Origin of the sequence: Candidatus Chloroploca mongolica (assembly GCF_004762035.2) — a bacterium.
GTDB lineage: Bacteria > Chloroflexota > Chloroflexia > Chloroflexales > Chloroflexaceae > Chloroploca > Chloroploca mongolica.
Map to the genome: position 1 here is coordinate 95690 of NZ_SIJK02000019.1, position 14199 is coordinate 109888.

Annotated in this window: 13 protein-coding genes; 5 read left to right on the top strand and 8 right to left on the bottom strand. The window is 59.7% G+C overall.

What is annotated here, in order from left to right:
* Positions 1 to 2 precede the first annotated feature (2 nt).
* Complete coding sequence (locus EYB53_RS12185) at positions 3 to 1607, top strand: type I restriction-modification system subunit M (protein WP_135478453.1); 1605 nt, start codon at positions 3 to 5, stop codon at positions 1605 to 1607.
* A gap of 44 nt (positions 1608 to 1651) precedes the next feature.
* On the opposite strand, the gene EYB53_RS12190 is transcribed toward EYB53_RS12185, so the two are convergent.
* Together EYB53_RS12190 and EYB53_RS12195 are read right to left on the bottom strand one after the other, a co-directional pair.
* Complete coding sequence (locus EYB53_RS12190) at positions 1652 to 1921, bottom strand: hypothetical protein (protein WP_135478454.1); 270 nt, start codon at positions 1919 to 1921, stop codon at positions 1652 to 1654.
* 17 nt (positions 1922 to 1938) lie between these two features.
* Positions 1939 to 2601: a dihydrofolate reductase family protein gene (locus EYB53_RS12195; protein ID WP_135478470.1), complete on the bottom strand. Its 663-nt coding sequence runs from the start codon at positions 2599 to 2601 to the stop codon at positions 1939 to 1941.
* 665 nt (positions 2602 to 3266) lie between these two features.
* On the opposite strand from EYB53_RS12195, the gene EYB53_RS12200 reads away from it, so the two are divergent.
* Positions 3267 to 3704, top strand: a complete 438-nt coding sequence (locus tag EYB53_RS12200; protein ID WP_135478455.1) for a DUF1905 domain-containing protein — start codon at positions 3267 to 3269, stop codon at positions 3702 to 3704.
* The gene (locus EYB53_RS12205) at positions 3701 to 4195 is read left to right on the top strand and encodes a DinB family protein (RefSeq protein ID WP_097654518.1); all 495 of its coding nucleotides are present in this window, start codon (positions 3701 to 3703) and stop codon (positions 4193 to 4195) included. The genes EYB53_RS12200 and EYB53_RS12205 overlap by 4 nt, the downstream gene beginning before the upstream one ends.
* Before the next feature lie 22 nt (positions 4196 to 4217).
* Here the strand turns inward: EYB53_RS12205 and EYB53_RS12210 are convergent, their stop codons facing one another.
* The 5 genes from EYB53_RS12210 to EYB53_RS12230 all read right to left on the bottom strand — a co-directional run bounded on the left by EYB53_RS12210 (position 4218) and on the right by EYB53_RS12230 (position 10090).
* Positions 4218 to 6152 (bottom strand): serine/threonine protein kinase, encoded by a 1935-nt coding sequence (locus EYB53_RS12210; protein WP_167857372.1) that lies wholly within the window; start codon positions 6150 to 6152, stop codon positions 4218 to 4220.
* Positions 6153 to 6332: 180 nt separating this feature from the next.
* Positions 6333 to 7319 (bottom strand): UDP-glucose 4-epimerase GalE, encoded by a 987-nt coding sequence (galE, locus tag EYB53_RS12215; protein WP_135478457.1) that lies wholly within the window; start codon positions 7317 to 7319, stop codon positions 6333 to 6335.
* Positions 7320 to 7500: 181 nt separating this feature from the next.
* Positions 7501 to 8079 carry a hypothetical protein gene (locus EYB53_RS12220; protein ID WP_135478458.1) on the bottom strand — a complete coding sequence of 193 codons (579 nt, stop codon included), beginning with the start codon at positions 8077 to 8079 and terminating at the stop codon, positions 7501 to 7503.
* A 34-nt stretch (positions 8080 to 8113) separates the two neighbouring features.
* Positions 8114 to 9412: a 3-phosphoshikimate 1-carboxyvinyltransferase gene (aroA, locus tag EYB53_RS12225; protein ID WP_135478459.1), complete on the bottom strand. Its 1299-nt coding sequence runs from the start codon at positions 9410 to 9412 to the stop codon at positions 8114 to 8116.
* 24 nt (positions 9413 to 9436) lie between these two features.
* Entirely contained in the window at positions 9437 to 10090 is a 654-nt protein-coding gene (locus EYB53_RS12230; protein WP_135478460.1) for a winged helix-turn-helix domain-containing protein, read from the bottom strand.
* 119 nt (positions 10091 to 10209) lie between these two features.
* On the opposite strand from EYB53_RS12230, the gene EYB53_RS12235 reads away from it, so the two are divergent.
* Positions 10210 to 12150 carry a serine/threonine-protein kinase gene (locus tag EYB53_RS12235; protein WP_371879107.1) on the top strand — a complete coding sequence of 647 codons (1941 nt, stop codon included), beginning with the start codon at positions 10210 to 10212 and terminating at the stop codon, positions 12148 to 12150.
* A gap of 5 nt (positions 12151 to 12155) precedes the next feature.
* Positions 12156 to 13622 (top strand): 1,4-alpha-glucan branching protein domain-containing protein, encoded by a 1467-nt coding sequence (locus EYB53_RS12240; protein ID WP_135478461.1) that lies wholly within the window; start codon positions 12156 to 12158, stop codon positions 13620 to 13622.
* A 341-nt stretch (positions 13623 to 13963) separates the two neighbouring features.
* On the opposite strand, the gene EYB53_RS12245 is transcribed toward EYB53_RS12240, so the two are convergent.
* Positions 13964 to 14199, bottom strand: a 236-nt coding sequence (locus EYB53_RS12245) for a hypothetical protein (RefSeq protein WP_205712647.1), incomplete at its 5' end; no start/stop codon positions are given.

A 14199-nucleotide genomic window follows, 5' to 3' on the forward strand; every position in this document is an offset into this window, starting at 1 on the left:
CAATGACCGATAAAAACCATCAACAGTTAGGCAAAACCCTCTGGGCGATTGCCGACCAGCTCCGCGGTGCCATGAATGCCGACGACTTCCGCGACTATATGCTGGCGTTCCTCTTTCTGCGCTACCTGTCGGACAACTATGAAGCGGCAGCCAAGCGTGAATTGGGTTCAGATTACCCGTACCCCCAGCCCCAAATGCTGCCGCTGCAATTGTGGTATAAAGAAAACCGAGACGACATTGAGGAATTTGAAAAGCAGATGCGCCGCAAGGTACACTATGTCGTCAAGCCCGAATATCTTTGGGGCAGCATTGCCGAAATGGCCCGTACTCAGGATGGCGAACTGCTGAACACCCTGGAACGAGGCTTCAAGTATATTGAGGAAGAATCGTTTGCCAGAGCGTTTGACGGCCTGTTCTCGGAAATCAATCTGGACTCGGAAAAGCTCGGTAAGCGCTACGCCGAGCGTAATGCAAAGCTCTGCACGATCATCACCAAGATCGCCGAAGGATTAACAAGGTTCTCTACCGACAGCGACACCCTCGGCGATGCCTACGAATACCTGATCGGTCAGTTCGCCGCTGGTTCCGGAAAAAAAGCCGGCGAGTTCTACACCCCGCAACAGATCTCCAGCATCCTTTCCGGCATCGTCACGCTCGACAGCCAAGATCCCAGCACCGGCCTCAAGAAGCGCCTCGACAGCGTCTTCGATTTCGCCTGCGGCTCCGGCTCACTTCTGCTGAACGTGCGCAACCGGCTTGGCGCCGCCAACATCGGCAAGATCTACGGGCAGGAAAAAAACATCACCACCTACAACCTTGCACGCATGAACATGCTGCTGCACGGCGTCAAAGACTCGGAGTTCGAGATCTGGCATGGCGACACCCTGCTGAACGATTGGGATATGCTGCGCGAAGATAACCCGGCAAAAAAGCCACAGTTCACTGCCGTCGTCGCCAATCCGCCCTTTAGCTACCGTTGGGAGCCAAACGACGCGCTGTCACAGGATGTGCGCTTCAAGAACCACGGCCTCGCCCCTAAATCCGCCGCCGACTTTGCTTTTTTGCTGCACGGGTTTCACTACCTAGCCCAAGAAGGCACCATGGCGATCATCCTACCCCACGGCGTACTGTTCCGTGGCGGCGCGGAAGAACGCATTCGTCAGAAACTGCTGAAAGACGGCCACATCGACACCGTCATCGGCTTACCCGCCAACCTCTTCTACTCCACCGGCATACCCGTCTGCATTCTGGTGCTAAAAAAGTGCAAAAAGCCCGACGATGTCCTATTCATTAACGCCAGCGAGCACTTCGACAAAGGCAAGCGCCAGAACAGCCTGTCGCAGACGCACATCGACAAGATCATCGACACCTACCAGTATCGCACCGAAGAAGATCGCTATTCGCGGCGCGTCTCGATGGAAACGATCGCGGCGAATGACTACAACCTCAACATCTCGCGCTACATCAGCACCGCCGTCTCAGACGAGGAGATTGACCTAACTGCGGTGAATACGCAACTGGTAGAACTAGAGGCGAAGATCGCGGAATCAACACAGCGCCATAACAAGTTCCTCAAGGAGCTTGGCTTGCCGCCTTTGCCCGAATAGTGAGCCACCACCTGGAACAGTTCCACGCCTGCCCCTGCCACCGCTCACCCCAGGCGATCCAGCGCGTCGCTGCGATCGTCACCGTTTGAGCGCAGAGCGGTAAAGCGCAGAGCGGTAAAGCGCAGAGCGGTAAAGCGCAGAGCGGTAAAGCGCAGAACGCCGAGAACCTTTTGGCGGGCGCTGCCAGCGTTGGTGCGCTGCTCGCCGTCGGCCTCACTGGGCACTGCATTCAACGAGACGAGCAGCGCCGCCGTGCCGCCAACGAGCGCTGGATGTGATCGGGCATCGATTCTCCCTCTGGCATCATGGCACACGTTGCCCCGATCAGGGTTCAGCCCTCGCGCTTCACCCGTTCACGGCGTGCGATCTCTGCGTCACTGGGGTTCGGAGGTTCAGGCGATATGGTGGGCAGTTGACCGGTGGGCTCATACGTGGCGATCACGACGCCGGTGGATGAGACGGTGCTGTGAACCAAGCGCATGCCGCCCGCAGGTGTCCCCGCGCCGAAGAGCCGCTTGCCGTGGCCTAGCACGATGGGAAACGTCTGGAGATGCAGCCGATCAATGAGGCCCGCACGAAACAACGGGGGATACAGCGTCGAGCTGCCCTGGATCAAGAGGTCAGGGCCAGCGGTTGCCTTCACATGTGCAATGGCGTCGATACTGGTCAGTCTATGACTATTGGCCCATGCGAGCGGGGTATCACTGTGGGTGAGTACATACTTCGTGGTGGCATTGAAGCGTGCCGCGATGGCGTTGTCGGCGGGCATGAACGGCCAATATGCGGCGAAGATGTCATAGGTCTTGCGCCCGAGCAAGAGGGCATATGGTGCGCCGAGCAGGTACGCGAACACGGCATCGCGGGTCTGCGCATCAGTAAACGCTCCCACCCAGCCTCCGAGGTCAAAGGCACCCGCACGATCTTCTTCGGGCCGACCAGGAGCCTGCATCACGCCGTCCAGCGACTGAAAAACACCACCGATGATCAAGCGCACGACGACCTCCTCATCAGAACAGGCCACGCAACGCGCCTGCCGTGACACGGATAATCACAACTGCCGAACGCAGAAGCGTGGAGCGTAATCTATGATGGATGCTCCCTCAGACCGAGCGGCGTATGCTCCGCACCAAGCGTAGTATACCACGCTGGGTTCTCCAGATGCTGTGCCAGCATGACGCCACCACGGCTGATTCAAAGTCCCGGTAGGGTTAGATAGTGTCCGCAGATTACGCAGATGCGGACGCTCTAAATCTGCGTAATCTGCGTAATCTGCGGATGATCAGGAGGACTTTGCAACAGCCCTGATGACGCCACGATCAACGAGTGCCACGCTGCCGTCGACGGAATTAAATTTCGCCTGCTCAACAGCGACCCTCGCCGAAGCCAGTGGGTTTACCGTCGCGGCGATCACCCAGACTGATGAACCCACGCATCACCGAACGAGAGCACACCCATAACCTCGCCCCACGACCGTGCCTATCAGGTGGTTTTTTTGACGCAACGGCGCAACGGCGCAAAGCTTTTCGCGTCGGTGAGCTTAACCCTTCGCGCCTTCGCGCCTTCGCGTGAGCTTCTGTGAGGTGCGAAGGTGTGATGCATTTCCAAACGCACCTTTGCGTCAAAAAAGCATCGTAAAAAAGCCCCCAGACCCGGCACTTTATGGCGAGTCCTCTCAGTTTGCGCGTGCCGGTATCGCTGAACCGTCGTCTTGGTTTACAATGCGGGCGTTCGGCGTTTATGGCAAGCTCTCATCCGCATGTTCTTAAAGATCTCAACGAAAGGCACACCAAGATGAGCGATACCGGCGATCAGGTATTTCTTGCAAAGGTGCAGCAAGAAGGACGTTTTACGTTTGTCGCAATTCCCTTCTCTCCCTGCGAAGTCTGGGGAGTGAGACCACGGTATCCTGTTTCAGGAACAATTAATGATGTTGCGGTTCAGGGCACTCTGGGCGCATTGGGAAAGGACTATTTCCTTCGTTTGGCAGCGGCATGGTTACGCGCCAGCGGCATTGAACCCGGTGCCGAGGTGACCGTGAAATTGTCATTCGCAGCGGCGCGGTTGAGCGGCTCGAACAAGAAGGAGGGCCGGCAATGAACAAGAGCGAAATCGCTACGTTGATCCACTTCAATTTTTGGGCAAACAACCGCATCCTTGCCGCATGCGAGCGTATTTCAGCGGACGAGTTTACCCGCGAACACACCCCGGATTCTGGCTGGGGGAGTGTGCGCGGTATGCTCGTGCATACGCTCGATACCGAGTACGGCTGGCGCATGGTATTGCAAGCTCAAGACGGGGATGCGATCCTGCAGGCCGACGATTTTGGCGATGTGGCGGCGCTGAAGCACCGTTGGCAACTCGAACAAGCTGCCTGGTTTGCGTACGTAGACGAATTGAGCGAAGACCACATCAATCAAGGGTATGGTGATGATCCACAGCGTGGTCCGAAGGTATGGCAGACCATCGTCCACGTCGTGACTCATGGCATTCAGCATCGCAGCGAAGCCGCAGCGCTCCTGACGGGCTATGGGCAATCACCGGGCGAGCTTGATTTTGATCGATTCTTGCAAGAGAATTCTGATCTTTGAGCTTCTTGGCAAGCTCTTGCGCCTAGATCAGCGCAAAAAAAGCAAAAACCCCCACGAGCACCACCAAAATAACAATGAAAAGGAGGTAGATCACCCGTTCCCAGTTGAAAAAGCGCCAGTCGGGGGGGATGAGGTTTTCGAAGCCATAGATTGAGAGGCGGTAGAGGCTATCTTCGTCGGTGTTGCCGAGATCAAAGAGCACGTCAGTCACGGGGATGAGGCTGATGCTCAACTCGCTGAGCACGATGCGGGTGTCGGTATCGAGCTGTGCTTCAGCCTGATGCATGATTTCAGCCACCGGCTCGATCAGTTGCCACGTAGAATGGAAGCCGCCAGCCTGACGTTGCTGATAGATCGGTTCGGCCTGACAGGTACGGGCCAGCCAGGTTTCATCAACCAGGGGCAGATCATCCTGGGCATCAAAACGGCGTGCGTTCCGGCTCCAATGAAACGTCTTGCGTTGGATCAGACGTGTCGCACCCTCGCACTGCGGACAGGTGAGGCTCCCACGGCCATCACAGTCAGGACACGAGATCAGGATCTGTTGCGGCTCGGGGGTGGTTGTCGTGCCAGTACCTGACGCCGAGGATCCCGCAGCCGTGCCCTGCGCCGAGGATGGGGTTGTCGTCGGACGTGGGATATAGATGCGCTGTTTGCCCTGGCAACGCTTGCACACCAGAAGCCCCCGGCTCTTGCAGTTTGGGCAATTGATGACGCGGGTCGAACCAGGGAGGGTACGGCGTTCGCCGGCGTGGTCGGCAAAGACCTGCGGTTCATCGAGCGTCACCTTCCACCGTTCGATTTCGCGTTCGAGCGGAAAGGCTTCGCCGACCAGGTCCGGCTCTTCTTCATCCTCACCAGCCACCCGGCGTTCATAGAGCACCTGGAGTTGATAGAAATAGACATTGTGGCTGGCAATGCGGTGCATCCGGGCGAGACGGCCAAGCAGCGGGCGACCGCGCAGGCGATCCTGGGCTGACCAGTGATCGAGCAGCGCCTTGACCACCACTTCATTCATCAACTCGTTGGCACGGCGGTGGGCACGTTCAAGCACCGGTCGCTTCAACTCGTTCCCCAGCACCTGCTCGACCACATTTGGTTCCACGCCGCTCGCCTCGAGCTCAACCAGGCTCTCGGCGGGAAGCATGCCAATATTCAAGACCTGCGTCTCGGTCTCGTGGCGCTTGAGCAGTTGCTCTAAGGCATGGATCGCCGCACTACCCGAACCGAAGCGCTGTGTCGGATCATGAGCCAGAAGCGTGCCCAGCACCTCGTCCATCCCACGGGGAATGCCCTCGATGCCCCGTTCGCTGAGCGGGATCAACGTACTGAAATCGGGTTGTTCAGGATTACGCCCGCTTTGAACCCAGGGCACCTGCCCACAGAGCAACTGATAGAAAATAATTCCCAGACAAAAAAGATCAGAAAGATGCGTAACCCTCGTGGCTGAATCAAGATGTTCAGGTGAGAGATAATAGGGCGTCCCCATGATTGCATTCGAAACGGTGATGGGATGGATCGCATCACGGGCAATGCCAAAATCGGTGAGCACCGCACGCCGGGTCGTCTCTTCGATCAGGATATTGCCGGGGGAAACATCGCGATGGACAATGCGCAGGCTATGGGCATAATCAAGCGCCTCAGCGATCTGCTTGAAGATACGCACCGCCTCGGTCAACGGCAACGCCCCACGACGCTCGATCACCTCGCGGAGCGATAAACCCTGGATATATTCCATCACGGCATAGAAGAGAGGCGGCGTCTGACCGAAGTCATAGAACTGGACAATATGGGGATGGTGCAGACGCGCGGCAATCCGTGCTTCGCGCTGAAAGCGTTCGATCAACTCGGGTTCGTGCGACATCAGCAACTTGACCGCCATGATGTGATCATGGATCTCGACGTGGCGCGCCATCCAGACTTCACTGGACGCACCACGCCCAATGATGCGCACCATTTGAAAGTTGCCGAGTCTTGTTTGATGGGGTACTGATACCATGAGATGGTTATGAAGAACTACATCCGGGAGTGCCGACTGAAGTCGGCTGAACCGGAGGCCGACTGAAGTCGGCTGAACCGGAGGCCGACTGAAGTCGGCACTCCGATACTCCCCTATACCCGCTTTTATGCTTCAGTTTCATTCCTTGGCATAGCCATGAGGATGCGTCCGATGCCACTCCCAGGCACTCGCAATGATCGCCTCGAGGTCAGGATAGCGTGGTTGCCACCCCAGTTTCTCACGGATCGTCGTTGATGAGGCCACCAGGGTTGCCGGATCACCGGCGCGCCGCGGCCCAATCACATGCGGGATCGGATGGCCGGTGACCTTACGGGCCGTCTCGATCACCTCGAGGACACTGAAGCCACTGCCATTGCCAAGATTATAGACCTGTGAGCCAAATTGATCGAGCGACTCCATCGCCAGAATATGGGCCTGCGCAAGATCGACGACATGGATATAATCGCGGACACAGGTACCATCAGGAGTTGGATAATCGTCGCCAAAGACCGTAATATGGGGGCGCTGACCAAGCGCAACCTGCAGCACCAACGGGATCAGGTGCGTTTCGGGATCGTGATCTTCGCCACGATTGGGCGTATCGCCGCTTGCATTGAAATAGCGGAGGCAACAGTAGCGCAGGCCATAGATGCGTTCAAACCACGCGAGCAGTCGCTCGATAAAAAACTTGGACTCGCCATAGGGCGAACCAGGCACAATGCGCTCGTGCTCATCAATCGGCATCCTGGCCGGATCATCAAAGAGGTTCGCGGTAGAGGAGAGAATAAAGCGCCGCACGCCCGCCTCAACGGCATATTCAAGCAGATTCGCGGCATTGACCAGATTATCCCGCAGGTAGAGCAACGGTTTATCCATGCTTTCGCCGACGAGCGTATACGAGGCGAAGTGCATAATGCCATCAATGTCGGGATGGTCGGCAAAGAGTCGAGCGAGGGCGGCGCGATCAGCAAGATCGGCCTGCACAAAGGTTGCCTCGGGTGGAACAGCGGCCCGATGGCCCTGATAGAGATTATCGAGCACCACCACCTGGTGGCCTGCCGCGAGCAACTCAGCCGTCGTCATTGAGCCGATATATCCGGCTCCACCTGTCACAAGAATCTTCATAGATGTTTACCCTTCAGGGCGTTCCTCCCACCCGCTTCCAGCGGTGGGAGGAACGCCCCTGCTTTCGCCGCTTTAGCGCATTGGACAGAACCTGCTCCTTCTTTGCTGTTGTTCCGTTTTGGCGTTTTCGCCACCAAAACAGAACAACAGCACAGCATTTGGGGCCTGCCCCATTGAACGCCTACTCAGCCGACGCAGGCTGAGCTTGAACATCGTGAACTGGGGCCTCAGATGAAGGCACGGGCGCATTGGTCATCGCCATGCCAAGCGGATAGAGCACCTGAATATGATGCCGATTGAGGCAACCAAAACTCCGCGTCACCGGAGCGCCGCTATGATGAGGATAGATCGTAATATTGCGGAGAGGCACAAAATCATCGTTCATCTCACTCAGCATTTCGATCAACTCGCGGTCGGTACGCTTATAGAAATCGGCCCGTAGCGCAAAGAGGGGCGTAAAAAACATCATCGGCTGCGTATTGCGCGGCGGCTGAGCATGTTTGAAATCGGGGGGCGGATCAGGCTCACTGATCGTCGCAACGAGCAACGCATCACTCCAGTCAACCAGGATCTGGGGCACCTGCTGGACATGTTGCACCCGATCAGCGGGCGCGATCGTTGCATCACGCAGCACAATATAGCGATGCAGACGACTATTGAGCGCATCGCTCACCCGACGATAAAGGGGCAAGTCATAACTCCCCGTAATAACGAGCGCAGAGGTATAAATCTCAATCGTGAACGTATAGCGTTTACTCATCGCTATGGTACCTATGCCCTTCTTCACAGCCAACTCAGCCAAGACTCGCGAGGGTCGCCCAGAAAGCGGGGTAGCTCACATCGGCACACGCCGGATTATCAACGATCACATCGCCTTCAGCCACGAGGGACGCGACAGCCCAGGCCATCGCGAGGCGATGATCACCGTGGGTCGCCAGCGGTGTACCGCGTAGCGCAGGGCGCCCGAGGCCAACGATCCCCATGCCATCATCAGTTGGTTCAACCGTCACCCCGAGGGCCTGCAAACCGGCCACCACGGTCGCAATCCGGTCGCTCTCTTTGGCACGCAACTCACCGGCATCACGAATGACAGTATCGCCCTCGGCGCAGGCCGCCGCCACAGCCAGCACCGGAATTTCATCAATCAGGCGTGGAATAAGGGAACCACTAATCGTCGTGCCGCGCAGATGCGACGACTGCACCAGCACATCGCCAACCGGCTCACTCCCTTCGATCCGCTCATTCGTAATGGTCACCTCGGCCCCCATCGCTTGCAACACCTCGAGCGCCCCGGTGCGCGTCGGATTCAGACAGACGCCAGGCGTGAGCAATTCGGCATCGGGATGGATCGCGGCGGCGACCCACCAGAAGGCTGCTGACGAGGGATCGCCGGGCACGCGCAACGAGAGGGGATAGGGAAAGACGGGATGCGTGGGCGGATGCAAGACCAATTCATCGTCGGCAACGTTCAGATCAAGGCCCATCGCCTGGAGCATCCGTTCGGTGTGATCACGCGACGCGATCTTGCCCGTCAGGGTCAACGGCCCCGTACCACCGAGGGCGGCGAGCAGTAGTGCCGACTTGACCTGTGCCGAAGCGACGGGGAGCGCATAGGTGCCCCCTTGCAGACCACCGCCACGTACCACAAGCGGAGCCCGATCACCGTCAAGGCGCCCATCAATCGTCACCCCGAGCTCGCGCAGCGGGGTCACGATGCGGCGCTGAGGGCGGGAACGCAGCGAAGCATCGCCGGTCAGCACCGCAAAGAGCGGCATCCCGGCCAGCAAACCCGTCAGCAAGCGCAGCGTCGTCCCCGAGTTGCCACAATCGAGCACATCACCTGGCTCGCGCAACCCTCGAAGGCCCACCCCGCGTACAAAAACATCGGTCTCATTGCGGTGGACATCGACCCCGAGGGCCTGCATGCACCTAATCGTCGCCAAGCAATCGGCCCCTGCCAGGAAATTGGTAATCCGCGCATCACCGTTGGCAACGGCATTGAAGAGCACCGCACGATGCGAAATCGACTTATCACCAGGCACATGCACAATCCCGCGCAGGCTGGCCGGAGCGCTCAAGGTAAGTGCTGACATAGAACCTATGGTACTGATGGGCAATTATGCCTCGGGCGTTGTCACAAGTTTGTAGCCAAACCCACGCTGGGTCACCAGATAGCGCGGATGCGCGGGATCGGGCTCGATCCGCTGGCGCAACCGATAGACCAGCGCATCAATCGCATTGTAGTCAAAGACTTCGTAATCCCAGACCTGGCGGGCGATCTCGTCTTTGCTGATCACCTGGCCCGTGCGTTGATAGAGCAACTCGAGCAACTGGAACTCTTTCACGGTCAACTGGGGTTGCACCAACTGACCCTTCACAAAGACCTCTTTGGTGCGACTATCAACACGCACCTCTTCCCGTGCGGCACGCAGCAACTCGGGCGGGACAACCCCTTTGACCGTTGCTTCGGGGTCGTGAAAAACAATGATCGTATCAGCAATAAAGATCTGATCTTGATTGTGTAGATGCACAAGGCCTTCAATGCGTTCTTGATTCACAAAGGTACCATTGGTACTCTCAAGATCGCGGAGCACAAAACCATCCTCGATCTGCTCGAGACGAGCGTGCCGTCGTGAGGCAAGAGGATGATCGATCACAATATCGTTAGCCCCATCACGCCCGATCGTCAACTGTTCGCGATCCCAGTCGAGTTCACGATAGTGACCATCCTGGCGTTTGATGATCAATTTTGGCGCAGGCGCAGCGACCATGCCTGAGTTCCTCTGTACAGCTTTGAAACCAAAGGTGCGATGTGGTACAATCGCTCTAATATGCCTGATTATACCATCAGGCTGGTAAAAATACCACACTATCTGTTGAGCACCATCCTGTGCAGAGTGTCACCGGTCTGATCGGGCGTCGTCTAGGGCGCTACGAGATCCGCGCCGAGTTGGGTCGCGGCGGCATGGCCCGGGTCTATCTGGCCCTGGACACGCAGCTGCAGCGCCAGGTTGCGCTGAAAGTTCTGGCGGCCCAATTAAGCCTCGATACCGAGTTTGTGCGTCGCTTCGAGCGTGAGGCTACGACGGCGGCGAGTCTGCGCCACCCTGCGATTGTGACCATCTATGATGTGGGCGAAGAAGACGGCCTGCATTATATTGCGATGGAGTATATCAATGGGCAGAGTCTCGCTGCGGTGCTCCAGGAGCGGACGCGGCTTGACGCGGGTTATGCGGTGAGTCTGCTTGAACCCGTCGCCCTGGCGCTTGATTATGCGCATGCACAGGGTGCGGTGCATCGTGATATCAAGCCGCACAATATCCTGGTTGACCGGGAAGGCCGGGTCTTGCTGGCCGATTTTGGCATTGCGCAGACGAGCGAGGCCGATGGCGAGCGCCTGACGCGCACGGGGATCTTTATGGGCACCCCCGAGTATCTGTCGCCCGAACAGGCCGAGGCCCGCCGGGTCGATGGCCGCAGCGATCTCTATGCGCTGGGGGTGGTGGCCTATGAGTTGCTGACGGGGCGGGTTCCCTTTTCGGGTTCACCTCCGCAGTTGATTGTCGCCCATGCCCAATTGCCGGCCCCGCCACCTTCAAGCGTTGCTGCACACCTGCCCGGTGAGTTTGATGCGATCATGGCGCGCGCCCTCGCCAAACCGCCCGAGGCGCGTTATCCATCAGGGCGTGAACTGGTTGAGGCGCTGCGGTCGGTGCTGGTCTATTACGGTATTCCGCTCGCCACCCGTGCGCAATTGGCCGATCTTGCGTATCCCATCGGGAGTGCGCCAGAACCGCCGCAACTCGACGTTCTGCCACCGCCCGCTGCCTATGTGCGGCCACCCGCCCCCGGTGCGCCGCCCCCGGGAGCGCCACCGCCGCGGGCAGAACCACCACCCTTGCCACGGCAACCCGCCAGCAGTGCCGGTCAACCAACCGACCGCGCCGAGGCGGTGCCACCGAGCCTCCGGGTGCCTCCGCGCACCTCGGCACGCCCGCCAGGCAGCGGGGCGCAACCCCGTGCCGGGCGGATGCGTGCGCCCGAGGCTGAGCGTGCGCGTTCGGGGGTACTTCCGATGACCCTCATCGGGGCGTTGCTTGTGATCGGGATGATCCTGGTAATTATGGCCGCTGCCCGAGGTTTTGCCGATGATGGGCGCCCGCCCCTCTTTCCGTCACCGACAGCGACAGCAACCATCGCCCCGACCGAGCCACCAGCGGCAACCGCGCCACCCCTGGCAGGCAGTGCCGTCCCGGTGATCACACCGACCGCCACCGAAGCCCCACCGCCGCCACCGGCAACCCAGATTCCCGTGCGAACCGCAACGCCGGTGCCACCGCCACCGGTGCGCTCGCCGACCCCGGCGCCGCCAACCCTCGAACCAACGGTAGCAACACCGCCGACGGCGACGCCAACGGTGCCCCCTACCGCCACGCCGACGCCAACCGAGTCGCCGACGCCAACCGAGTCGCCGACGCCAACCGAGTCGCCAACACCCTCGGTGACACCAACGCCGACGGCGGCGTCGCCCACACCGACCGCGTCGCCCACACCGACCGCATCGTCCACGCCGACCGCGTCGCCCACACCGACGGCGGCGTCACCCACGCCGACCGCGTCACTCACGCCGACCGCGTCTGACTCAGCGACAGATACACCGACGCCTTCGGCGCCTCCAACGGAAGCGCCGAATCCTACCGAGGGGCTTGTGCCAACCGGAGGGCCGACGGCAACATTTATCTTGACGGTGACCCCAACCGAAGATCCGTTGCTTGCCAAGACACCAACCACCGAGGTGGTGCCTGAAGTGACGGTTTTGCCAGATCCGTAGAAGCCATGCAGATTGCTTTTTTATTTATTGCTCATATGCCCTATGTGCGCCATGCCGGGCCTCAGCCAGAGGGTGAAGATGCCCTGCATGCGATGATTGCGCAGAGCCTCTTGCCTTTTGTCGAGATGCTGGTGGAACTGCATAGTACCAGGTTGCCGATCCAGGTTGGTATGGCCTGTTCGCCGCTTTTGCTCGAGCAACTTGCCGATCCGCTGGTGCAGAAACATTTTGTGCTCTGGATGGAGAAGGTGATTGCGCAACGCGAGGCGAGTCTGGCGGAAGCCGAGGCGCGAGGCGACACGCATGCAGCCTACCTTGAGCGTTTTTATGTCGAGTGGATCGAGCAACGGCTCAGCGCGTTTACCGAGCGGTTCAACCGGCACTTGCCTGCGTGGCTGCGTGAACTGACGATAGCGCGGGTGATCGAACCGCTGGCGTGCCCGGCAAGTTATGCCTACTTGCCGCTGCTGGGGCGTGAAGAGTCGGTGCATGCGCAGATCGAGTGTGGCATGCTGCATACGACCCGCCATCTCGGGCGTCTCGACGGGCTCTGGTTACCGGGATGCAGCTGGCGTCCGGGGCTTGAAGGCATGATGGCAGAGATCGGGTTACGGTATGTCGTGGCCGACCGCAGCAGCCTGGTAACACAGCAGCAACCCGCGCCAATCAACGTGATCCCGGGGCGCGTCGCGGCGCTCTTCCCTGACGAAGATCTCGCCCGCCATATCTGGTCCGAAGACCTAGGCTACCCAGGCGATCCGCTCTACCGTGATCCCGACGATCCTTCGGGCTACCACGCACGTAGTGGGGCACCCTACGATCCTTACCACGCCCTGAGGCGGGCCCAGAACCACGCGGTTCATTTTACCCAGTTGCTTGTGGCCGAAGAGTCCCGCGCCGGAGCCGACGATTTGCGGCTCATCCTGCTCGATGCCGGGCAACTCGGCACCCGCTGGGTCGAAGGCCCAACCTGGCTCCAGGCGATGTTGATGCTCAGCGCGACGCACGGAAGCCTGCGCCTAACTACACCGGGCGCATATGTGCGCAACCATCGCCCACGGGTGCAGGGGTTGCTCAAAGAGGGTTCCTGGGCAGCGGGGGTTCACGGAGCGTGGCAAGGCGGGGTCGCCGAGGTCTACTGGCAAGAGATCCATCGGGCCGAAGAGGCGATGGTCGAACTGGCGCTGGCCTTCCCCGATGCCGTTGCCGAGCACGAACGCCTGTTGAACCAGGCGGCACGCGAACTCTTTCTCGCGCAGACAAGCGACTGGCCGGCGCTCTTGAGTGCCGGCGCAGGCGAAGAGGGCTGGGCGGCCCGCTGGCGCACCTATCTCCAGCGCTTCGGCCAGCTTGCCGAACTCGCCCGGCACCGTCACCTCCAGGAAGCCGATCTCGCCCTGCTGGGACAACTCGAAGAGGAGGATGGCCTCTTTGCGAGCCTGAACTACCGTATCTTTGCGCCAGCGTCGTAATTGGGTTGCTGTGCGCAGCATGACCAGGGCACCCGCCAGGGCACCCGCCAGGGGTGCCCCTACACCGAACCCGGCCGTAGGGGCACCCGCCAGGGCACCCGCGAGGGGTGCCCGCCAGGGCACCCGCGAGGGGTGCCCGTACACCGGGCCCGGCCGTAGGGGCACCCCTCGCCTTTTGGGGGTAGGGTTTTTTATCCAAGCGCCGAGGGAGCGACATGACGTTCGTTTTTTTCGCACGAAGGTGGCGGTGTCGTTGGCCAAGGTTCGGGGCACAAGCGTCGCGGCATGGGGATGGGTTGCTGGTTCAGTGCCCGCACCAAGGGGGGCCAACGCCAGCCATGTCATTCCGAACGGAGTGAGGAAGCTTCGCTGTGGCGCATGGAAGACCCCTCGCTGCGCTCGGGGTGACATTGCTGGCGCAGCGGGGTGACATGGCTGGGCGCAGCGGGGTGCCAGAGCGAGCGCAGCGGGGGTGCCAACGCCAGCCATGTCATTCCGAACGGAGTGAGGAATCTTCGCTGCGGCGCATGGAAGACCCCTCGCTGCGCTCGGGGTGACATTGCTGGCGCAGCGGGGT